We start from the raw sequence: 21,383 nt of genomic DNA, 5'->3' as shown, positions 1-21,383 counted from the left end.
CGCGACAAGCCACGGCGCGGATCAAGGCCTAGGAGCGCGGACCCCTGGCGAGTACGCGGGACGAACCGACCGGCAGGTCCCACAGGTCCTCCCGAGCCATCCCTGCCGCCTCCCAGGCGCCCCGCACCCGGGTCAGCGGTTCGAGCACGGGCTCGCCGGACAGCAGGAACGTGCCCCAGTGCATCGGGGCGAGGCGGCGCGCCCCGACGTCGGCCGCCGCCCGCACCGCCTCCTCCGGATCGCAGTGGACATCGCTGAGCCACCACCGCGGGTGGTAGGCGCCGATCGGGAGGAGGGCGAGGTCGATGCCGGGATAGCGGGCGCCGATCCGCTCGAACCAGTGGCCGTAGCCCGTGTCGCCCGCGAAGTAGACGCGCTGCCCGTCGCGGTCGGTGAGGATCCACCCGCCCCACAGCGTCCGGCAGGTGTCGATCAGGCTCCGCTTGGACCAGTGGTGTGCGGGCACGAAGTCGAGGCGCACCCCCGCGAGTTCGGCTGCCTCCCACCAGTCGAGCTCGGTGACCCTGGTGAACCGGCGGCGCGTGAACCACCGGCCGAGCCCTGCGGGTACGAACACCGGTGTGTCCCTGGGGAGTCGGGCGAGGGTCGGGGCGTCCAGGTGGTCGTAGTGGTTGTGGCTGATGACGACCGCGTCGACACGCGGCAGCGCGCTCCAGGCGACTCCGGGAGGTGTGACGCGGGCCGGGGTGCCGAGGATCTTGCGGGACCAGACGGGATCGGTGAGGACCGTGAGCCCACCGATCCGCACGACCCAACTGGCGTGCCCGACCCAGGTGACGGCGACGGTGCGGTGGTCCACGCGCGGCAAGGGCCCCGGCTCGAAGGGCAGCCGCTGAATGTCGGCGAGGCCCTCGGGAGTGGGCCGCAGGGCACCTTCACGAGCAAACCGCGCGAAGTCCCGAAGCCCGGGCAAGGGCGCGGTGAGCCGATCGACGAACGACTTCGGCCAGAGCCGGGGCGCCGGCGGGTCGAGGGGGATGGAGGTGGCGGGACCTGAGGCCACCCGGGCAAACAGTCCACCACGGCCGGGCACCCCGGCACCACGGACACCCCCAACACCGGGCTCCAAGGCCACAGGGCGCACGGATCCCGCGTCCACGGATGCCTCCGCGCCCTGCGCCTGCCGCACCCCTCGCCGCCCGGAAGCCCCGACCTCACGGACATCCCCAACACCGGGCCCCAAGGCCACTGAGCCCGCCGCGCCGGAGGCCGCGGATCCGACATACACGGACCCGGTGTCCGCGGACCCCGCGTCCGCAGCCACCCCCGAACCCTGCGCCTGCCGCTGCCCCCGTTGCCGCTCGGCGGGGCGGGGCGTTTGCTGTGGCTGCTTCGCCTGGGTGGGCTGGGGCGTGTGGCCGGGCTGCTGCGGTTGCGTCTCTTGCTTCACCGGGGAGGCTCCATGCGCTGTGATGCTGCGCTGAGGTCGTCGAAGGCCGATCCAAGCTTGCTCAACGCCCGTTCCACGTGCGGTAGTTCCAGCGCGTCCGGTGCGGCGAGAGCCGCCAGGCGTTCCTGCCGGGTCGAGCCCAGTAGAGGCCCGGTGGACAGACGTACGTGTAGTGCTCCCAGCTCGTCGCCGAAGCGGTGGCCGCCCGGCGCGGGCATCCCGAGGCGTTCGCCCAGGAAGTCCTCCAGGTCCTGCGAGTCGCCGACTCCGCGCGCGGCGAGGGCGGGGCGCAGCGGGCCGAGGTCCACGTAGAGGTGACGGCCCGCCGCCGGGGGCCGGGCCAGCGCACCCGCGGCGAGCACCGCCCGCTGCACGGCGGCGGCCACGCGCGCGTGCAGGCGGGTCGCGCGGGCAAGGCGGTCGGTCACCTCGTCCGGCTCACCCAGCGCGTACGACGCCGCCGCCGCGACCGGCGCCGCGACACACGCCCCGAGCGCGGTGAGGGCGTCAAGGGTGCGGGCCCGCAGCGCCGAGCCCCGCGCATCGGCCGGAAAACGGGCGGCCGCCGCGGGCCAGCCCGGCGGCAGGAACGATCCGGAGAGATCGGTCAGGACCGTCACCCGTCCCGGGTCCATCTCGGCCGGACTGACCAGGACCGTGTCGTGCGGGCGATGCAGGGTGTCGCGCCAGGTCTCGTCACCGACGATGTGCAGCCCCTCGTCCGCTGCCGCCTCCACGGCTTCGTGGAGCACTTCCGGCGGCGGCACGGTGGCGGTCGGGTCGTCGGCGACGGAGAGCACGAGGAGGCGCGGGGTGCCGCCCTCGGCACGGATACGGCGGACGGTCTCCATGAGGGCGTAGGGATCGGGGACGCCACCGCACTCGGCGGGCGTCGGCACGTGGTACACCGACCGGCCGAGCAACCGCACCTGCGGCGCCCACCAGGCGGGACAGGGCCGCGGCAGCAGGACGTCGCCGCCACCGAGGGCGGCGGTCAGCGCGAGCAGCAGGGACGCGGCGCCGGGCGCGGCGACGACCTGGTCCCGCTCCACCGGGAGGCCGCGCCGGGCCCAGTAGCCGCTCGCGGCATCCAGGAGTGCGGGGCTGCCGCCGGGGGGTTCGGCGTGCGCGCCGCCCGCGGCACCGGCGAGCACGGCGGACAGCTCGGGCAGGACCGGGAGGCCTGGCTCCGGCAGGGGAGGTCCGTACCGGACAGGGCCACGGCCTTCGGGTTCCGTCCGCATGCGTCAATCGAAGCGTGACGGGCGGCTCCGCGCGCGCGGGAGCCTCCGGCCGAGTGGTTCCTCCCCCGGACCCGCCGCCCTGCCGTTCCCGGATCCGCCCTGCCGGTCTCCGGATCCACCCTGCCGATCTCTGCCCTGCCGGTCTCCGGATCCGCCCCGCGGGTCTCGGACCCGACCTGCCGTTCCCGGATCCGCCCCGCCGGTCTCCGGATCCACCCCGCGGGTCTCGGACCCGACCTGCCGTTCCCGGATCCGCCCCGCCGGTCTCCGGATCCACCCTGCCGGTCTCCGCCCCGCCGGTCTCCCGCCCCGCCGGCCCCCGGATCCACCCTTCCGGGACCCGGATCCACCCATGCCCGAGCAGGCCGGTCAGTCTTCGGCAGCCGCCAGCCCCGCCAGCTCCCGCTCCAGCCCCTTCCCCTTCGTCTCCACCACCGCGGACGCGACATCGGCCAGCTTGCGGTTCGTGGTCTGGGAGACGCGGCGCAGCACCGTGAAGGCCTTGTCCACGTCGCAGGTCAGGACGTGCATGACGATGCCGCAGGCCTGGTCGACCACGGGGCGGGTGCGCAGGGCCGTGCCGAGGTGGTCCAGTTCGGCGAGCGCCGCGCGGTAGCGGCGGTCGCGGACCAGGCCCGTCGTGGCGAGGTCGCCCAGCGCCCGGGCGGGGCCGTGCCGGACGTCGTCGAGGGCGCCGGGGCGGAAGCTGAACAGGGTCAGGGTGACCGTGAGCCCCGCGCGCTGGAAGGGCAGCGTGACGCTGGAGCGTACGCCGGTGTCGAGCGCCATGGCGCGGTACGCGGGCCACCGTTCGTCCCGCAGAAGGTCACCGGTCTCCACCGGCGCACCCCGCTCCTGCGCCGCCGGTATGGGCCCGTCGCCCGAGCGCAGCTGGACGGAGACGAGACCGGCGAGGTCGGGGTGGGTCACCGAGGCGGGATGTTCACCGCCGCCGTCCGAGACGGTCGTGCCCGCGCCGCAGCACGCGGTGGTGCAGCGCACGGCCTGTTCCGCCAGTTCCGAGAGCCTGCGCCCGGGCAGCGCCGATTCGGGTCCCGCGAGGTCGAGGTCCGGTTCCGCTGTGAGGGGCATGGTGGTTTCCTCCTCCTTACCTCTCCTTCCCTCCGCCTTCCCGCGAGTTCCCCCGGAAAACGGCCGCAGCGGATACGTTCGGCACATGGCGCAAACGGAGGAGTTCGGTGAAGAGATTGCGGATTTCGTGCGCCGCGTCGCCGAGTTGAAGTCGGCGCGCGCCGTTCCGGCGGGCGACCTCGGCAGGGTTCTCGACGCGGCGATCTTCGAACTCGACCATGTCGCCGAACAGTTGAGGCCGCTCTACGAACGGCTCGCCGCCGACGGCCACTTGGGCGGCGGCGCGCCCGACCGGGAAGAGCAGCGGCTGCTGCGGGCCATCTTCCAACGCCTCCCCCTGCCCGTGGCCCTGGTCGACCGGGAGTCGGTGGTCCGGCGGATGAACTTCACCGCGACCGGCTTCACGGGCGTACGCGCGGGCTACGCCACCGGCAGACCGCTGACCGGACTCCTGCTGCACGCGGACCGGGCCGCGTTCCGCTCGCAGACCGCTGCGGTCGCACGTGGCGAGGGCGACCGCAGCCTCACCGTCCATCTCCAGCGCGATCCGCGGCTCCCGGTCCGCGCGACGCTCACCGCCCTGCGGCCCGGCGCCGAGCCGCGCACGGCGGTCCTGGTGGTGCTCCAGCCGGGGACTCGGCCCGCGGGCTCACACGTATCGGAATCGGCTCAGGAGACCTTCCAGCCGCCCGCCCCCGATCTCGGCGAGGCGACCCGGCACGCGGCCCGCATGGACCTCGCGGACGCCATGACCACCGCCCTGCTCACCGCCCCCGCTGGTGACCGCGCGGCCGTGCTCGAACGCGCGGCCGGTGTCCTGCACCCGCGGTTCGCGGACTGGGTGATTACCGACGAGGGGGCGGCTCGGCAGCGGCGGACGACCGTCCTGGGGCCGAAGGACGCACCGGTGGGCGACGTCCTCGCGCAGGCGCCCGCCGCGTGCCCCCTCGTGGTCGAGGCGGCACGCGGCGGGGCGCCCATGCTGCAGGTGCGTCCGGAGGACCCGGACTCCTTCGGCCGGGACGCGTCCGGCGCCCCCGTCCTCGTACGCGCGCAGGTGAACTCCCTGCTGTGCGTGCCGCTGAGGGGACGCTCGGACGGGCCGGTGGAGGGTGTCCTGACGCTGTTCAGGAGCGGGGCGCGGCTCGCCTTCTCGATGGCCGAGGCACAGACGGTCGACGTGATGTCGCGCCACATCGCGCTGGCCATGACCCGCCGCGCGGGCCGCGGGACATCCGAACAGAACTGACGGGACACCCGAACAGACCTAAGCGGCGTCCTGCATGACCTCTTCGCGCAGGCGGTCGCAGCAGCGGCTGATCAGGCGCGAGACGTGCATCTGCGAGATGCCGAGCTGCTCGGCGATGCGGCTCTGCGTCATGTCGCCGAAGAACCGCATGTAGAGGATGTCGCGCTCCCGCTCGGGCAGCGCTGCGATGCGGGGCTTGACGGCCTCGCGGTCGATGACGACGTCGAGCGCGGGGTCGGCCGCGCCGAGTGCGTCGCGCAGCGCGTATCCGTCCTCGCTGCCCGGCAGTTCGGCGTCCAGGGAGAGCGCGGTGAAGCTGTCGAGCGCTTCGAGCCCGGCCGCCGCGTCCTCCTCGGAGAGCTGCGCCTTCTCGGCGATCTCGGCGAGAGTCGGCGCACGCCCGGGGACCGTCTGGGCCAGGTCCTGGCGGGCGAACCGCACCCGGTTGCGCAAGTCCTGCACACGGCGCGGCACATGGAGGGTCCACATGTGGTCACGGAAGTGACGCTTGATCTCGCCGGTGACGGTCGGCACCGCATAGCTCTCGAAGGCGCTGCCACGCTCGGGGTCGTAACGGTCGACGGCCTTGACGAGGCCGAGGGCCGCCACCTGGCGCAAGTCGTCAAGGGCTTCGCCACGGTTACGGAACCGGCCCGCGAGCCGCTCGGCCATCGGCAGCCAAGCCTTGACCAACTCCTGGCGCAGTGCGTCGCGTTCGGGACCGTGCGGCATCTCGGTGAGCCTGCGGAAAGCGGCTGCGGTGTCGGGGGCGTCGTCGTGCGGATGGCGCTTCGTCTGTCGCGCGTCGGATCGCATGATGCGTCGCAACTCCCTTGTCGGTGCCTTGGGTTGAAGAGTCACCGTGGGCTGCACGCGGCATCACGTCGGGGCACACCCGGGGCGAGCGCAAGCTGCTCCCACGGACGTGCCTCCGGTCCGAAGCACTATGAACTCCGCCTGCCCCGAGGCCCGGGAGGCAAACACATGTGCGCTACGGGGGGGGGCGGAACCCGCCCGCTACCGGGGGGGGCGGCACCCGCGGGAGTGGGCGCCGCCCTGCCGCCTTCATGTGGCGCGGCGTACGGCTTCCGCCTCGTCGGCGTTCGCGGCGTGCTTGGGGCGCGCGACGGACGGCAGCATCCACTCCTCGTACCGGCCGAGTGCCAGGATCACTCCCAGCATCACCACCGGGATGAACACAGCGAGAACAGCCATGACTCCTTCCCTCCCGGTACCGCCCGTGGGGGGTGCACGGGCCGGGTCTCCCCACTTCTTCCGGGCAAACCCGCATGGACCGCCCCCACAGGGGTACTGCGGCGGAACGACTCACCCCCCACAGGAAGGGCCCCACCATGGCTGTCGTCGTAAGGGACGTCATGACACCGGGCGTCGTGGCGGTCGGTCCCGATGCCTCGTTGGTGGAAGCGGCGCAGCTGATGCGCGCGCAGGACATCGGTCACGTCCTGGTGGCCACGGCCGGCCGGGTCGTCGGGGTGCTCACCGACCGGGACATCACCCTGCGGGCCGTCGCCGACGGCGCCGATCCCCTCACCGTCAGCGCGCAGGCCATCTGCACCCCGAATCCGGTGATGGTCGCTCCGGACGACGCGGTGGCGTCGGCGGTCAGCCTGATGCTCGAGAACGCCGTCCGCAGGCTGCCCGTCGTCGAGGACGGACAGCCGGTGGGGATGGTGACCCTCACGGATCTCGCCGCCTCGGCCTGAGACCCGACCCTGAGGGAGCGGGTCCGGTTGCACGGTGGTGCGGGGGGAGCGACCGGACCCGCGGCACGGGCCCGGCCCGGCCTGGGGCCGGGCCGGATCGTCCCCGGAGGTCCGTCACGGTCGTGCCCCTGGGGCGGGTTATGGACCCGTGGGCAGCGACCGGCCCAGCCGGTGACAGGTGAAACGATAAATCAGCCGCCCCGCGGTCACGATCCGCTGAGCGCGGCCACTGTCCGGATAACGCAGGGGGCGGCGAGCGAGGGCCCGGTCGGCTTCGGCCTCAGCTCCGCAGCGTCTGGGACGGCAACTCCCCGAACCTGGCGTGGTATTGCTCGGCGAACCTCCCCAGATGACCGAAGCCCCACCGGTGCGCCACCTCGCTCACGCTGAGCGCGCCGGGCTCCGCGGCCCGCAGCTCGTCCCGCACGCGGGTCAGCCGCACGTCCCGTACGTACGCCATGGGCGACATGCCCACATAGCGGCGGAACGCCTCCTGGAGCCAGCGCACCCCGACCCTCGCCTCGGCCGCGAGCCCGGCCGGCGTGAACGGATGCTCGGGCCGCTCCTGGACGGCGTCCATCGCGCGCTTCACGGGCGCCGGGCGCAACTTCTGGGCCGGAGCGGCGAGTTCGTCACGGAAGGGGTGCTCGGCGGCGAGCAGCAGCCCGTTCAGTATCGCCTCCTGGAGGGGCGCGGCGATCAGGGGCGTATACAGCGACGCCTGGCCGTACGGCGCGCCCGGCTCCTCGCGCAGATCCTCGATGACCGTGGTGACAAGACGGGCCCAACTGCGGCCGGGGCCACGGGTGGTGTCCAGTTCGGGGCCGAGCGACAGCGGGGCGCGGACGGGCCGCCCGAGCAGCTGCTCGAGGCGCCGGTCGAGCGCCTCGCGGTCCATCTTCACCGCCAGGATCCGGCAGTCGCCGGTCCACCGCTCCACCACCGTGTCGCCGACGGGCTGGAACACCCCGGCGCGCTCCGCCGTCGCGACGGTGCCCGCGCCGTCGCCCTGCCGGAAGTGCATGTGCCCGCCGAGCAGTATGTTCACGTGGTACGCGCCGAGTTCGCCGAGCCGCATCCGCACATCGGCGCCGCAGCTGAGCTCGCCGACGGTGAGCGCGCCGAGCTGCCCGATGTCGAACTCGGCGCTGAAGGGGCGCGGTCCGTCGAGGACATCCATGAAGTTGCTGTAGAACGTGGCACCGATCATCTGCCGTGCCTCGTCCACGTCCGCGGTCCTGAAGGTCGTCCTCAGTGCTTCAGCACTCACGCGTGACTCACCCGCTCCCCCGCCATCACTCGCGCTCCCCCGCGGCTACACCCTGCGCCCCAGCAGACTCAGCAGCTTCGTCTGCACATCGGCGCCCCGCGGCGGTTCCACCGCGGGGGCAAAGAGCCCGGTCTTCGCCAAGTCGGCAGCGTACGGCGTGATTTCCCGTACGGAAAAGGCGACGAGGTCGTCCGGAAGCTTTTCGTCCGCGCCGATGGCCCGGGAGAGGTCCCAGGCGTGCACGACGAGGTCGCTGATCATCTGCCCGCAGTAGAAGTCCGCGGCGGTCTCGCCGAAGGAGAGGTGGACCGTGCGGTCGAGGGCGCCCGGCTCGCGGAACGCCTCGCGGGACGCGGCGGCCGCCGTGTCCCAGGAGGCGACCGGGTCGGGTCCGAGCATGTCGCCGTCGAAGGCGTCGCCGACGGATTCGATGGTGGCGCCGTCACGGACCAGCGAGGGCACCCAGAGCTGCTCGGTGGTGAGGTGGTTGACGAGGTCGTGCACGGACCAGTCGGTGCACGGCGTAGGCGCGTCCCATTGATCGGCACCGACCGCGTGCACCCGGTCGGTGAACAGGTCGAGGGCGGCCGCGTGCCGGGCGAGGAGCGGGTGGCCCGCCGGATCGGACGGGCCCGCTGTGCCAGTCGTGTCTGCCATACCCGCCATTGTCCTCCTGGAGCCAGGAGGCGCTACCGCTTCCGCTCCACCCGGCGCTCGTCCCAGACCGGCTCGGGCGTCTCGCGTACGAGACCGTCGCTGCCGAAGACGAGATAGCGGTCGAAGGAGCGGGCGAACCAGCGGTCGTGGGTCACGGCGAGGACCGTTCCCTCGTATGCCTCAAGGCCTTCCTGGAGCGCCTCCGCCGATTCCAGGTCGAGGTTGTCGGTGGGCTCGTCGAGCAGCAGGGCGGTGGAGCCCTCAAGCTCCAGGAGCAGGATCTGGAAGCGCGCCTGCTGGCCGCCCGAGAGCCGCTCGAAGCGCTGCTCGGCCTGCCCGGTGAGTTCGTAACGGCGCAGGCGCGACATCGCGGGGCCCTTGGCCTGGGCGTGCTCGCGCCACAGGATGTCAAGGAGCGTGCGGCCGAAGAGCTCCGGGTGGGCGTGGGTCTGCGCGAAGTGGCCCGCCACGACGCGCGCGCCGAGCTTCCAGTCGCCGGTGTGCGCGACGTCGCCGCCGGCGAGGAGGCGCAGGAAGTGCGACTTGCCCGAGCCGTTCGAGCCGAGGACGGCGACCCGCTCGCCGTAGAAGACCTCCAGGTCGAAGGGTTTCATCAGGCCGGTCAGTTCGAGGTCCTTGCAGGTGATGGCCCGGATGCCGGTCCGCCCGCCCTGTAGCCGCATGGTGATGTCCTGCTCGCGGGGCGGCTCGGGCGGCGGCCCCGCCTCCTCGAACTTGCGCAGCCTGGTCTGCGCGGCGGCGTACCGCGAGGCGAGCTCGTGGCTGATCGACGCTGCCTGCCGCAGGCTGAGCACCAGCTTCTTCAGCTGGGCGTGCTTCTCGTCCCAGCGCCTGCGCAGCTCCTCGAAGCGCGCGAACCGCTCGCGCCGCGCCTCGTGGAAGGTGGCGAAGCCGCCGCCGTGCACCCAGGCGTCGGCGCCCGCGGGCCCCGGCTCGACGCTGACGATCTTCTCGGCGGCGCGGGCGAGGAGCTCGCGGTCGTGCGACACGAAGAGGACGGTCTTGCGCGTCTCCTTGAGCCGCTCCTCCAGCCAGCGCTTGCCCGGTACGTCGAGGTAGTTGTCCGGCTCGTCCAGGAGCAGCACCTCGTCGCCGCCGCGCAGCAGGGCTTCGAGCACGAGGCGCTTCTGCTCGCCGCCGGAGAGCGTGCGGACCTCGCGGAACTGCGCCTTGTCGTACGGGATGCCGAGCGCGGCCGTGGTGCACATGTCCCAGAGCGTCTCGGCCTCGTAGCCGTGCGCCTCGGCCCAGTCCGAGAGGGCTTGGGCGTACTGGAGCTGGGCGGCCTCGTCGTCGACGGTCATGATCAGGTGCTCGGCGACGTCCACGGCCTTCGCGGTCTCGCGGATACGGGCGTTCGATACGGAGACGAGCAGGTCGCGCACGGTCGTCTCGTCGCGCACAGAGCCCACGAACTGCGGCATGACGCCGAGGCCTCCGCTGACGGTGACGGTGCCGCCGTGGGGCTGGATCTCGCCCGAGATCAGGCGGAGCAAAGTGGTCTTGCCCGCGCCGTTCGCCCCGACGAGGGCGACGATGGCGCCCTCGCCGACACGGAAGGAGACATCACCGAGCAGGGCTCGGCCGTCCGGCAGGTAGTACTCGATGTGCGCGGCTTCCAGATGTCCCATGCGGGGGATTCTCCGTGGGAGGTGCGCATTGCTGCAAATGCGTTTCGGCCCTTCCGTTTCAGCCGGGGGTCGACCCTTCCGTTTCGGGCGGGATCGGCCCTTCCGTTTCAGCCGGGACAGGCAGGGGAGAGGAAACCGCCCTGCGGGGTACCCGCGCCCCATGCCTCTGCGAACGCGCCTCATCGCCCTGGACCATCAGACCTTCAACGCCGTCGCCACCCGGCACTGGCCGGGCGCCGACCGCCTCCTGCCCCGGCTGAGCCGCAGCGCGAACCACGGTCTTCTGTGGTTCGGCGTGGCCGCCGGGATCGCGGCGACCCGTACGCCGCGCGCGCGGCGTGCCGCGTTGCGCGGGACCGCGTCGCTCTCGCTGGCCTCCGCCACCATCAACACCCTCGGCAAGCGCTCGGTGCGCCGGGCAAGGCCGCTGCTCGACGGGGTGCCGCTGATGAGGCAGCTGAAGCGGCAGCCGATCACCACGTCCTTCCCCTCGGGGCACTCCGCTTCGGCCGCCGCGTTCGCCACCGGGGTCGCCCTTGAGTCGCGTGGCTGGGGTGCGGGCGTCGCGCCGGTCGCGGGCGCCGTCGCGCTGTCCCGCGTCTACACCGGTGTGCACTTCCCGAGCGACGTCCTCGCGGGGGCCGCGCTCGGCGCGGGCGCGGCCTTCGCCGTGCGCGGCATGGTGCCGACCCGGAACCTGCTGCCGCCGCCGGGCAGGCCGCGCGTCGACGCCCCCGCCCTGCCCGGCGGCAAGGGTCTGGTCCTGGTGGTCAACTCCGCCGCCCGCACCCCCGGACGTACGGAGGCGCTGCTCGAGGCCCTGCCGCTCGCCGAGGTCGTGGAGTGCGAACCGGGGGACCTGGACGCGGAGTTGGAGAAGGCCGCCGGACGGGCACGGGTGCTCGGCGTGTGCGGCGGGGACGGCACCGCCAACGCCGCGGTCGCCGTCGCCCTGCGCCACCGGATGCCGCTCGCGGTACTTCCGGGCGGCACGCTCAACCACTTCGCGTACGACATCGGGGTCGAGGAGCCGCGCGACCTCTGCCGGGCCGTCGAGGCGGGTGACGCGGTCGCCGTGGACGTCGGGCGCTTCAGCTCCGAGAGCGGTCCGCAGGGGTACTTCCTCAACACCTTCAGCCTCGGCGTCTACCCCGAGCTCGTGCGGCTGCGCGACCGCTGGGCCCACCGCATCGGCGGCCGGGCCGCCGCGGTCCTGGCCGCGGTCCGACTGCTGCGCTCCGACCGGCAGCCACTGAGCGCCGAATTCCGGGGCAGGCAACGGGCGTTGTGGCTGCTCTTCGCGGGCAACTGCACCTACCACCGGCTCGGGTTCACCCCCGGCCGCAGGCTCGACCTGGCCGACGGACTGCTCGACGTACGCATCGTGCACGGCGGCCGCAGGCCCGGCTCGCGGCTGCTCGCGGCGGCGCTCGCGGGTCCGCTGATGCGCTCGCCGGCGCAGGCCGCGGTGCGGCTTCCCCGGCTGCGGGTGGACGCTCTGGAGCCGGGGACCGTGGTGGCGTACGACGGTGAAGTGACCGTCGCTCAGGGCGAGTTGCTCATCGACAAGCTGCCCGAGGCGCTGACCGTGTACCGGCCGCTCCCGCCGAGCCGCTGACCACATAGTGATATGCGGGTCTCATTATTCGACATGGCGGCGTACCGTTCGATCCGCCGCAGCGAGCGGCAGCGAACGTGAAGGAGTTCCCGTCATGCCGGAGGAGACCGCCGTCTACACGCACGGACACCACGAGTCCGTCCTGCGCTCCCACACCTGGCGGACCGCCGCCAACTCGGCCGCCTACCTCGTCGACGCGGTGAAGCCGCACATGCGGATCCTGGACATCGGCTGCGGCCCCGGCACCATCACCGCCGACCTGGCCGCACTCGTCCCCGACGGACACGTCACGGGTGTCGACCACGCGCCCGGCATCCTGGACCGGGCCCGCGCGACGGCGGCCGAACGCGGCCTGGACAACGTGGAGTTCGCCGTCGCCGACGTGCACGCCCTGGACTACCCGGACGACTCCTTCTGCGTCGTCCACGCGCATCAGGTGCTCCAGCACGTCGGCGACCCGGTGCGCGCCCTGAGCGAGATGCGGCGCGTCTGCGCGCCCGGCGGCATCGTCGCCGCCCGCGACGCGGACTACTCGGCGATGACCTGGTACCCGAAGTCCCCCGTCATGGACGGCTGGCTGGACCTGTACCGGCGGGTGGCCCGCGCCAACGGCGGCGAGCCGGACGCGGGAAGCCGCCTCAAGTCCTGGGCCCTGGCCGCCGGTTTCGAGGACATCACCGCAGGCGCGAGCACCTGGTGCTACAGCTCGCCTCAGGAGCGCACCTGGTGGAGCGGGCTCTGGGCGGACCGCACGGTCGCCTCCGGCTACGCGGGGCTGGCCGTGGAGGGCGGGCACGCCGACGCCGGCGAACTGCGGGCCTTCGCGGACGGCTGGCGGGCGTGGGGAGAGCGGGAGGACGGCTGGTTCGCCGTGCTGCACGGCGAGATCCTCTGCCGGAAGTGACCGGGAGAGATGCTCTGTCAAAAGTGACCGGCATCGCTCAATTCGCTGCGTAGCGCGGCCAGTTGGGGGTACCCGGACGGCAGGAGGTAAGACACTATGGTTCCCATCCTGCTTGTCCTTCTGCTGGCCCTGCTCCTCTTCGGCGCGGGGTTCGCCGTGAAGATCCTCTGGTGGATCGCCATCGCCGTGCTCGTCATCTGGCTGGTCGGATTCCTGATGCGCAGCACGACGGCCACCGGGACGAGGTCCCGCTGGTACCGCTGGTAGACCCGGAAGTCCCCGAGCCCGCGGGCCTCAGCCCGCGGGCTCGGCCTGCCTGGGGCTGGTCCACGCGCAGTTCGGCCACCCGGCAAGCTGGTTGGCCTCCCAGGATGCCCGCCTCGGACAGGACGTTGTGGTGCGCGAGCAGATCGCGCTGCTGGGGCTTCAGATGTACGTGCTCACTGGTCTCGCTCCTCACTCCGCGCGCGGAGTCCGGGTGACCCCGCGCCCCGCGGCCAAACCTCAGCCGCGCAGGGCGTGCAGCTTGCGGCGGGCCGGTCCCAGGGCGCGCCCCGAGCGCAGGAGTCCCGCCCAGGGATCGGTGCGGGCCTGCTCGACGGCGTCCTCGATGGTCCAGCGGCGGGCGCCGAGCGCCGGATCGTCGAGGTCATCCCAGGCGACGGGCACGGCGACCGGAGCGCCGGGCTTGGCGCGGACCGAGAAAGGGGCGACGGCGGTCTGCGCGTACGCGTTGCGCTGCACGTCCAGATAGAGCCGGTCGCCGCGGTCCTTCTTGCGGGCGGCCGTCGTGAACTGCTCGGGATGCGCCTGGGCGAGGGTTTCGGCGACGTCCTTGGCGAAGGCGCGTACGTCGTCGAAGTCGTGGCGGCCGTTGAGGGGCACGATGACGTGCAGTCCGCGCGAGCCCGTGGTCATCAGGGCGGACGGCAGTCCGACGTGGTCGAGCAGTTCACCCAGGAGACGCGCCGCCTCGCGGACGGGGCCGAAGTCGTCCTTGGCCGGGTCGAGGTCGAAGACGAGCCGGTCGGGATGGGTGACACCGCCGGCGCCGCCGACGCGGGACGTCCAGCGGTGCAGCGTGAGGCAGGCCTGGTCGGCGAGGTAGAGGAGCGTGGCGGTGTCGTCGCACACCGTGTGGGTGACGGTGCCGCCCTCCTTGGCGACCTCGACGCGGGTGATCCAGTCCGGGTAGTGGTCAGGGGTGTCCTTCTGCATGAAGCGGGGTCCGTCGACCCCGTCCGGGTGCCGCTCCAGCATCAGGGGGCGGCCGCGCAGATGGGGCAGCATGAACGGGGCGACGGCCCGGTAGTAGTCGGCGAGGTCCCCTTTCGTGTGGCCCGCTCCTTCCGCATGGCCCGCTCCGCCGCCCGCCGGGAAGAGGACCTTGTCGGGCCGGTGCAGCTGTACGGTGCGGCGCCCCGCCCGCAGGGTTCGTGCACTGGTCATGTGGGGTTCCTTTCATGCTGCACAGGGGTGCTGACAACACCTGAGGACGGGGGCCGGCGGGCGTGCCACGGGCCGCCCGCGCCGGAAGGATTCAGGCAGACGGTTCAGGGTGGACCGGAGTGAGCGAGGCACACCATGACGTACGGAACGCAGAGACATCCGGGGCACCGGCCCTCCCGCCCGAGCGGCGGTGAGGCCTCCGCTCCCCCGCACGTCCGGGCCGCGTTCGCGCTCTGGATCACCGCGGTCGTGGCGGGCTTCTTCGAGACGGTGCTCGTGGTCGGGGGGCTGCTGTCCGGCGGCGACACGTCCGCCGGGGAGGTGGCGGGCGGCGTGCTGCTGCGGATGACCGTGTTCTCCGCGGCCGTCCTGGTCGCCGTCCAGCTGCGCCGGGGCAGGAACTGGGCCCGCCTGACGCTCGCCGTGGGGCTCGGCGTCCTCGGCACGCTGTCCCTGGTGAGCGAACCCCTCCGATGGCTGGCCGGCGGCCACACCCTGGGGGACGCCTTCCGGGATCTGAAAGCGGTGGACGTCCTGTTCGGCGCGAGCCGCGTGCTGCATCTGAGCGCGGTGCTCGGGGCGATGGTCCTGATGTTCCGGCCCACGGCCAACGCCTGGTTCAGGGCTCGCTCGGCGGAGCCCGGGAGGCGCTGGAGGGCGCGGTCGGCGGACCCCGGAAGGCGCTGACCGGCCTCACCGCACGACCCCCTGCTCCACGAGCAGCCGCGCCGCCGCCGCGATGGACTCGGCGTCGATACCGGCGTCGTGCAGCTGTTCGTCGGGGGACGCCGAGCCCGGCATCGTGCTCACCGCGAGCCGCACCAGGCGCGGCACCGGACCCCCGTCGGCGAAGGCGTCCGCGACGGCGTCTCCGATGCCGCCCTCCGGCCGGTGGTCCTCGACGGTGAGCAGGCAGCCGGTGCGTTCGGCGGCCTCGCGCAGGGTGGCGCGGTCGACGGGCTTGACGGAGTACAGGTCGATGACCCGTACCTGGATGCCCTCGCTGTCCAGGAACTCGGCCGCGGTCAGCGCCTCGTGCACGGTCACACCCGCCGCGACCAGCGTGAGCCGGTCGGCGTCGGAGGAGCGCAGGATCTTGGAGCCGCCGATGGGGAACTCCTCACCGGGCCCGTAGATGACGGGCGTGTCCCCACGAGACGTACGCAGATACCGCACGCCGTCCAGGCCGGCCATCTGGGCGACGAGCTTGCCCGTCTGGTGGGCGTCGCACGGATACAGGACCGTCGAACCGTGCACGGCGCGGAACATCGCCAGGTCTTCGAGGCCCATCTGGGATGGGCCGTCCTGACCGATGGCCACGCCCGCGTGCGAGCCGACGAGGTTGATGCCGGAGCCGCTGACGGCCGCCATGCGGACGAAGTCGTGGGCGCGGGTGAGGAACGCGGCGAACGTCGACGCGTACGGGATCCAGCCGCGGGCCGCCAACCCCACGGCGGCGGCGACGAGTTGCTGCTCGGCGATGTAGCACTCGAAGAAGCGGTCGGGGTGTTCCTTGGCGAAGTACTCGGTCCGCGTGGAGTCGCCGACCTCCCCGTCCAGGGCCACGATGTCGCCGCGTGCGGTGCCGAGCGCGGTCAGCGCCTGGCCGAAGGCGGTGCGGGTGGCGACGGAGTCGCCCACCTCGTGGCGCGGCAGCTCCAGATGACCGCTGCGCGTCGCGTGCAGCGCCCGAGCGGCCGGGGGCCTGCGCACCTCGACGCGTACGTCGTGGACGCCGCCCAGCTCCTCGATCGCCGCCTCCGCCTCCGCCAGCGGCTTGCCGTGCAGGCCCTCGCGGTCCTCGGCGGCGGCGACGCCCTTGCCCTTGACGGTGCGGGCGAGGACGACCGTGGGCTGCCGGGCGGTGGAGCGGGCCTCCTGGAAGGCGCGGTCGACGTCCTCCAGGTCGTGGCCGTCGACCTCGACGACGTGCCAGCCGAAGGCGGCGAAGCGGCGGGCGTAGGCGTCGAGGTCCCAGGCGTGCCGGGTGGGGCCACGCTGCCCGAGGCGGTTGACGTCGACGACGGCGGTCAGATTGTCCAGGTGTTCGTACCCGGCGTGCTCGACGGCCTCCCACACCGAGCCCTCCGCCATCTCGCTGTCGCCGCACAGCACCCACACCCGGTAGGGAATCCGGTCGAGCCGCTTGCCCGAGAGTGCCATGCCGACGCCCACGGGGAGCCCCTGCCCGAGGGACCCGGTGGCGACCTCGGCCCAGGGGACGCGGCGCGGTGTCGGGTGCCCTTCGAGGCGGCTGCCCCGCGCGCGGAAGGTCAGCAGCTCTTCGTCGGAGACGACGCCCGCCGCCTTGTACGCCGCGTACAGGAGAGGCGAGGCGTGCCCCTTGGAGAGGATGAAACGGTCGTTGCCGGGGTGGTCGGGCCGGTCGAAGTCGTAGTGCAGATGGCGCGCCAGGAGCACCGCCATCAGATCGGCCGCGGACATCGAGGAGGTGGGGTGCCCGGATCCCGCGGCGGCCGCCGCCCGGACGGAGTCGACCCGCAACTGCCGGGCGAGCGGGGCGAGTTCGCTGGTGATCATGGCGGGTTCTCCTTGGCCTGAGAGCTTTCGGGCCCGGCGGCCTGCCGGTCGCGGCGGCCGCCGGTTCCTGGCGTGCGTGGCCTCTCGACGAGCCTGGCACGCGGGCCCTTCGGGTTGCCCCTGCGAACCGCCGTCAAACCCCGGGGGTACGCGGGGCCGGAACCGGCGCAAGGCCGGTTTGCCCGTCGGGCTTCGGGATACCCGTACCGAGCGCCGCCGCAGGTGTGGGGGGTCCTGAGCCGACCCCGCACCGCCCCCGCGCCCCCCACCCCGCATGTGATCCAGGACGGTCCCGATGAAGGACGCAGTGCCCATCGAAAGCCCCGCCATGTCCGCCTACTCGGTCCCCGCGGACGCCCCCGAGGCGGACGGCACCTTCGCGTGGGAGAGCACGACCATCGTGATCGTCGAGATCACCGCGGGCGACGCGACGGGCACGGGCTGGACCTACGGTCCCGCGTCCATCGTCCCCCTGGTGGCCGAGCAGCTCTCCCCGGCCGTCACGGGCCTCGACGCGCTCGACATCCCCGCGGCGCACGCGGCGATGACGAAGGCCGTCCGCAACACCGGCCGCCCCGGAGCCGCGTCGAGCGCGGTCTCGGCGATCGACATCGCCCTGTGGGACCTGAAGGCGCGCCTCCTGGAGGTCCCGCTCGTACGTCTCCTGGGCGCTGCCCGCGACGAGGTCCCCGTCTACGGGAGCGGCGGCTTCACGACGTACCACGACACGCATCTGGCGGCCCAGCTGAACGGCTGGGTGCACGGCCAGGGCATACCCCGCGTCAAGATCAAGGTCGGCGAGGCCTGGGGGCGGGCGGCGGCCCGCGACGTGCTGCGGGTGCGCACCGCGCGTGATGTCATCGGCGCGCAGGCCGAGTTGTACGTCGACGCGAGCGGCGGCTACACCCGCAAGCAGGCGATCCGGGTGGGCCGGGTGCTCGCCGAGCACGGTGTGGGCTGGTTCGAGGAGCCGGTGCCTTCGGACGATCTGCGGGGGCTCGCGCTGGTGCGGGACGCGCTGGTCTGCGACGTGGTGGCCGGCGCGTACGGCTACGACCTCGCGTACTTCGCCCGGTTGATCCCCTCCGTGGACTGCCTCCAGCTGGACGCCACGCGCTGCGGCGGCCTGACCGAGTGGCTGCGGGCCGCGGCCCTCGCGCAGGCGCACGGAATCGAGGTCTCGGCCCGCTGCGCCCCGCACGCGCATGCGGCGGTCGCCGCGTGCGTACCGAATCTCCGGCACATCGAGTGGCTCCACGACCACGTACGGATCGAGTCGATGTTCTTCGACGGCGCCCTCGACCCGACAGGCGGCACGGTCCGCCCAGACGGCGGAGTCGGCCACGGCCTGGAGCTGCGCCGCACGGAGGAGGTCGAGGAATACCGGGTCGCGTGAGAGCGCCGCAGCCTGCCACGCTCGGCTCATGCGAGAGCGAACGACGGAGGCCCTGCTCATCGGCGGCCGTTCCGGGGCGGGCAAGTCCTCGGTCGGCTGGGAGGTCGCGGCGCAGCTGCGGGCGGCGGACGTGGGGCACGCGTACATCGAGGGCGATGTCCTTGACGCCGTCCATCCGGCGCCGGATGGCGACCCCGACCGCTCCGGGATCACCGAGCGCAACCTCGCGGCGCTCTGGGCGAACTACACGGACCTCGGCTGCCACCGCCTCGTCTACACGAACACGGCGAGCGTCCTCGGGAGCGAGGAGTGGCTCTTCGCCAGTGCCCTGCGCGGCCCTCGCATCATCCGCGTGCTTCTGACGGCGTCGGACGCCACGGTCGAGGAGCGGCTGAGGGCGCGTGAACTGGGCTCTGAGCTCGAACAGCAACTGCACCGCAGCGCGTTGATGGCTCTGCGCCTGGAGGAGCGCGCGGCCGATGGCACCCACCGTGTGGTGACGGACGGGCGGCGGGTCGCGGACATCGCGGCCGATGTGGTGGCCGCCACGGGGTGGAACCGCCGGAAGTCCTCCGAAACGATCTCGTGTGGCGGCCGGGCCAACTAGGCTCGGCCGTATGGAGATCCTGGGAGCCACGCTGCGTATCTGCGTCGAGGACCTGGAGTCCTCGGTCGCCTTCTACGAACGCCTCGCGGGCGGTACCGCGCAGCGTTTCGAGCGGGAGGGCGTCTCGGTCGCGGCGGTCGGCTGCTTTCTGTTGATGAGCGGGCCCGAGCGTGAGCTGGAGATCCTCCGGAAGGTCTCGGCGACGATCGCGGTACCGGACGTCGACGAGGCGTACACCGTCCTGAACGCGTCCGGCGCCCGCGTCATCGCGGGCCCCGTCCCGACGCCGGTGGGCCGCAACCTCATCGCGGTGCACCCGGACGGCACGGTCTTCGAGTACGCGGACCGGCGCCCCGCGACCTGACCGGTCTGCCCGTATCCTCCACGGCAGGCAGGCCGAAACGGAGGACGGTGCACGTGGCGGGCAGTACGGCGGACGGTACGGAACGGGTTTCCTTGAGCGCCCAGGCGCGCGAGGCCGTCCGGCAGCGCATCGTGGACCGCCGCTATCCGCTCGGCTCGCGTCTCGTGGAGCGTGAGGTCGCCGAGGAGCTGCGGATGTCGCGCGTCCCCGTGCGGGAGGCGATGCGCGCGCTGGTCGCCGAGGGCCTGCTCGAACTCCTGCCGCACAGCGGGGTGCGGGTGCGCCGCCTGGAGCGTGCGGATGTGCGGCACTTGTACGAGGTGTGGGAGCCGCTCGCCGTCCAGGCGTCCCGGCTCGCCGCGCGCCGGGTGGCGGACAGCGCACCGGACGAGCCGTCGGGCCTCGCCGCGCTGCGGGCCACGCTCCACCAGGCCGAGCAGGCGTCGGACGTGGACGACGGACCGCGCGAGGTCGCCGCGCACACGGCCTTCCACGAGGGCATCGTGACCCTCTCCGGCAATCCGCTCCTCGCGCGCACGATGGAGCAGCTGAGCTGGCAGCTCCAGCTCCTGTTCGGCATGCGCGCCGAGCCGGACCACATGCGGGCCCAGCACGACCTGATCTACCGCCAGATCGCCTCGGGCGACGAGGAGACGGCGGCGGCGAGCACGCTGCTGCACGTGCGGGACAGCCAGACGGTGGCGCTGCGGTCGCTCTTCGAGGGAGAGCCTTCCTCCTGAGGGCCCTGTATACCAAAGGGATCCCTCCTCCCTGTATCTCTGGGCTCATCCGGGCATCATCCTGCCCATTTCCACTCCCTCCCTTGCGAGGCACTCCAGCTTGGTATACAAACTGCGGACGCGTCCCCTCCGTAACTCGTCCTGGAGCAGCCCCATGTGCGTCGAGTCCACCCCTCCGCCCTCCTCCCGGCTCACCCGCCGTGGCGTCCTCGCGGGTGCCGCCGCGCTCGCCGGGACCGCCGCCGTGCTGACCGCCGCCGCGCCCAGCGCGGACGCCACGGCAGCGAGCGAGGGGCCGCGGCCGACCGGCGGGAATCTGGTCATCGAGGGCGGCACGCTCCTCGACCCCGCGACCGGTGAGGTGACCGAGGACGCGGTGGTCGTCATCGTGGACGGTGTCGTGCGCTCGGCGGGCAGGCGCGGACGGACCGACGTGCCCGAAGGGGCCGAGGTGCTCGACGCGCACGGGCGCTGGATCCTGCCGGGTCTCGTCGACGCGCACATCCACCTCAACACCGCGGCCGAGGCCCGCGACGCGGTGCGGCACGGGGCGACGAGCGCCCGCAGCGGCTCGACCAACTTCTACCAGGACATCGCCGTACGGGAGTTGGCCCGCCAGGCGCCGGAGCAGGCGCCCCGGCTGCGCGCCGCCGGTGTCTTCGTCACGCCCGACCTGGGCGACACGATCCTCGCCGACCCCGACCTGACCCCGCTGGCCGGGCTCCGTGACGGCGTGCGCTCGCCCGAGGCGCTGCGCCGCGTCGTCGAGGTCAACCTCGCCCGTGGCGCCGACGTCATCAAGACCCGGGTCAACGAGCGCGCCGGGCTGCCCGAGCAGGACCCGCTGGCCCAGGTGTACGACCGCGATCAGCTGTCCGCAGTGGTCGCGGCGGCCCGGCGCGGCGGCAAGGGCGTGCTCTGCCACAGCTACAGCGAGAAGGGCTGCCACGACGCCGTCATGGCGGGCATCCGCTCCCTGGAGCACGGCGCGTTCGTCGGCGAGCGCACGCTGCACGAGATGCGGCGCAAGGGCACGTACTTCACGCCGACGCTCACCGCGATCGCCGGGCTCGCCGAGTCGTCGGACCCGGTGCTCGCCGAGCGCGGGCGTCAGTACCTGCCGGTTCTGAAGCGGGCCGTGCTCGCCGCGCACGAGCTGGGTGTGCCGCTCGCGGCGGGCACGGACTCCTCCGGCGGGAAGATCAAGCCCATCGGCCGCGAGGTGGAGCTGATGCGCGCTGCCGGGCTCTCCGCGCTCGACGCGATCCGTACGGCCACCACCGGAGCCGCGAAGCTGCTTGGCCTCGACCGCACGGCGGGCCGCCTGGCGCGCGGCTTCGCCGGTGACGTGCTCGTCGTGGACGGCGACCCGCTGTCCGACGTGACGGTTCTCAAGACGCCCGCACGCGTGGTCCGTTCGGGCATCGCGCTCTGAACTCCCCCGAGTCCCCGGTAACTCCCCTCT

General features: G+C 73.0%; 21 protein-coding genes. 11 read left to right on the top strand and 10 right to left on the bottom strand.

The window, feature by feature from the left end; translation table 11 throughout:
• Window positions 1-28 precede the first annotated feature (28 nt).
• From ACWGI2_RS03160 to ACWGI2_RS03150, 3 genes are all read right to left on the bottom strand, one after another.
• Window positions 29-1,024: an MBL fold metallo-hydrolase gene (locus ACWGI2_RS03160; protein WP_453693452.1), complete on the bottom strand. Its 996-nt coding sequence runs from the start codon at window positions 1,022-1,024 to the stop codon at window positions 29-31.
• A gap of 383 nt (window positions 1,025-1,407) precedes the next feature.
• Complete coding sequence (locus tag ACWGI2_RS03155; protein ID WP_453693450.1) at window positions 1,408-2,655, bottom strand: aminotransferase class I/II-fold pyridoxal phosphate-dependent enzyme; 1,248 nt, start codon at window positions 2,653-2,655, stop codon at window positions 1,408-1,410.
• A gap of 369 nt (window positions 2,656-3,024) precedes the next feature.
• Window positions 3,025-3,747 carry an ANTAR domain-containing response regulator gene (locus ACWGI2_RS03150; RefSeq protein WP_453693448.1) on the bottom strand — a complete coding sequence of 241 codons (723 nt, stop codon included), beginning with the start codon at window positions 3,745-3,747 and terminating at the stop codon, window positions 3,025-3,027.
• 85 nt (window positions 3,748-3,832) lie between these two features.
• On the opposite strand from ACWGI2_RS03150, the gene ACWGI2_RS03145 reads away from it, so the two are divergent.
• Window positions 3,833-4,996 (top strand): PAS domain-containing protein, encoded by a 1,164-nt coding sequence (locus ACWGI2_RS03145; RefSeq protein WP_453693446.1) that lies wholly within the window; start codon window positions 3,833-3,835, stop codon window positions 4,994-4,996.
• Between the two features lie 18 nt (window positions 4,997-5,014).
• Here the strand turns inward: ACWGI2_RS03145 and ACWGI2_RS03140 are convergent, their stop codons facing one another.
• The gene (locus ACWGI2_RS03140; protein ID WP_453394395.1) at window positions 5,015-5,812 is read right to left on the bottom strand and encodes an RNA polymerase sigma factor SigF; all 798 of its coding nucleotides are present in this window, start codon (window positions 5,810-5,812) and stop codon (window positions 5,015-5,017) included.
• Window positions 5,813-6,061: 249 nt separating this feature from the next.
• On the bottom strand, window positions 6,062-6,211 hold the full coding sequence (locus tag ACWGI2_RS03135) for a hypothetical protein (RefSeq protein WP_453394394.1): 150 nt from the start codon (window positions 6,209-6,211) through the stop codon (window positions 6,062-6,064).
• Window positions 6,212-6,348: 137 nt separating this feature from the next.
• Between ACWGI2_RS03135 and ACWGI2_RS03130 the strand changes: the two genes are divergently transcribed.
• Window positions 6,349-6,720, top strand: coding sequence for a CBS domain-containing protein (locus ACWGI2_RS03130; protein ID WP_160508321.1), 372 nt, complete (start codon window positions 6,349-6,351; stop codon window positions 6,718-6,720).
• Between the two features lie 280 nt (window positions 6,721-7,000).
• Here ACWGI2_RS03130 and ACWGI2_RS03125 read toward each other — a convergent pair whose 3' ends face one another.
• Genes ACWGI2_RS03125 through ACWGI2_RS03115 form a run of 3 tightly spaced genes read right to left on the bottom strand, consistent with a single transcriptional unit; the run spans window position 7,001 to window position 10,299 of the window.
• The gene (locus tag ACWGI2_RS03125) at window positions 7,001-7,990 is read right to left on the bottom strand and encodes an AraC family transcriptional regulator (protein WP_453693443.1); all 990 of its coding nucleotides are present in this window, start codon (window positions 7,988-7,990) and stop codon (window positions 7,001-7,003) included.
• Between the two features lie 45 nt (window positions 7,991-8,035).
• Window positions 8,036-8,647, bottom strand: coding sequence for a TIGR03086 family metal-binding protein (locus ACWGI2_RS03120; protein WP_453693441.1), 612 nt, complete (start codon window positions 8,645-8,647; stop codon window positions 8,036-8,038).
• A 32-nt stretch (window positions 8,648-8,679) separates the two neighbouring features.
• A complete protein-coding gene (locus ACWGI2_RS03115) occupies window positions 8,680-10,299 on the bottom strand; it encodes an ABC-F family ATP-binding cassette domain-containing protein (protein WP_160508317.1) in 1,620 nt (539 codons plus the stop codon).
• A 160-nt stretch (window positions 10,300-10,459) separates the two neighbouring features.
• Between ACWGI2_RS03115 and ACWGI2_RS03110 the strand changes: the two genes are divergently transcribed.
• The 3 genes from ACWGI2_RS03110 to ACWGI2_RS03100 all read left to right on the top strand — a co-directional run bounded on the left by ACWGI2_RS03110 (window position 10,460) and on the right by ACWGI2_RS03100 (window position 13,088).
• Window positions 10,460-11,917, top strand: a complete 1,458-nt coding sequence (locus ACWGI2_RS03110; RefSeq protein WP_453693439.1) for a phosphatase PAP2 family protein — start codon at window positions 10,460-10,462, stop codon at window positions 11,915-11,917.
• Between the two features lie 94 nt (window positions 11,918-12,011).
• Entirely contained in the window at window positions 12,012-12,821 is an 810-nt protein-coding gene (locus ACWGI2_RS03105; protein WP_453693437.1) for a class I SAM-dependent methyltransferase, read from the top strand.
• 96 nt (window positions 12,822-12,917) lie between these two features.
• Window positions 12,918-13,088, top strand: a complete 171-nt coding sequence (locus tag ACWGI2_RS03100; RefSeq protein ID WP_160508311.1) for a hydrophobic protein — start codon at window positions 12,918-12,920, stop codon at window positions 13,086-13,088.
• A 237-nt stretch (window positions 13,089-13,325) separates the two neighbouring features.
• Here ACWGI2_RS03100 and ligD read toward each other — a convergent pair whose 3' ends face one another.
• A complete protein-coding gene (ligD, locus tag ACWGI2_RS03095; RefSeq protein ID WP_453693435.1) occupies window positions 13,326-14,270 on the bottom strand; it encodes a non-homologous end-joining DNA ligase in 945 nt (314 codons plus the stop codon).
• 135 nt (window positions 14,271-14,405) lie between these two features.
• Between ligD and ACWGI2_RS03090 the strand changes: the two genes are divergently transcribed.
• Window positions 14,406-14,957, top strand: a complete 552-nt coding sequence (locus ACWGI2_RS03090) for a hypothetical protein (protein ID WP_453693433.1) — start codon at window positions 14,406-14,408, stop codon at window positions 14,955-14,957.
• Between the two features lie 6 nt (window positions 14,958-14,963).
• On the opposite strand, the gene ACWGI2_RS03085 is transcribed toward ACWGI2_RS03090, so the two are convergent.
• Window positions 14,964-16,811, bottom strand: a complete 1,848-nt coding sequence (locus ACWGI2_RS03085) for a transketolase (protein WP_453693431.1) — start codon at window positions 16,809-16,811, stop codon at window positions 14,964-14,966.
• Between the two features lie 295 nt (window positions 16,812-17,106).
• Between ACWGI2_RS03085 and ACWGI2_RS03080 the strand changes: the two genes are divergently transcribed.
• The 5 genes from ACWGI2_RS03080 to ACWGI2_RS03060 all read left to right on the top strand — a co-directional run bounded on the left by ACWGI2_RS03080 (window position 17,107) and on the right by ACWGI2_RS03060 (window position 21,353).
• Window positions 17,107-18,207 carry an enolase C-terminal domain-like protein gene (locus ACWGI2_RS03080; RefSeq protein WP_453394384.1) on the top strand — a complete coding sequence of 367 codons (1,101 nt, stop codon included), beginning with the start codon at window positions 17,107-17,109 and terminating at the stop codon, window positions 18,205-18,207.
• A gap of 28 nt (window positions 18,208-18,235) precedes the next feature.
• On the top strand, window positions 18,236-18,814 hold the full coding sequence (locus ACWGI2_RS03075; protein ID WP_453693429.1) for a hypothetical protein: 579 nt from the start codon (window positions 18,236-18,238) through the stop codon (window positions 18,812-18,814).
• Window positions 18,815-18,824: 10 nt separating this feature from the next.
• Window positions 18,825-19,178: a VOC family protein gene (locus tag ACWGI2_RS03070; RefSeq protein ID WP_160508301.1), complete on the top strand. Its 354-nt coding sequence runs from the start codon at window positions 18,825-18,827 to the stop codon at window positions 19,176-19,178.
• A gap of 47 nt (window positions 19,179-19,225) precedes the next feature.
• Window positions 19,226-19,918, top strand: a complete 693-nt coding sequence (locus ACWGI2_RS03065; protein WP_453394382.1) for a GntR family transcriptional regulator — start codon at window positions 19,226-19,228, stop codon at window positions 19,916-19,918.
• 154 nt (window positions 19,919-20,072) lie between these two features.
• Window positions 20,073-21,353: an amidohydrolase family protein gene (locus ACWGI2_RS03060; protein WP_453693427.1), complete on the top strand. Its 1,281-nt coding sequence runs from the start codon at window positions 20,073-20,075 to the stop codon at window positions 21,351-21,353.
• The last annotated feature ends 30 nt before the right edge of the window (window positions 21,354-21,383 follow it).

The sequence above is a fragment of the Streptomyces sp. NPDC054866 genome, from assembly GCF_053610745.1.
This window is presented reverse-complemented; position numbering and strand designations above follow the sequence as displayed.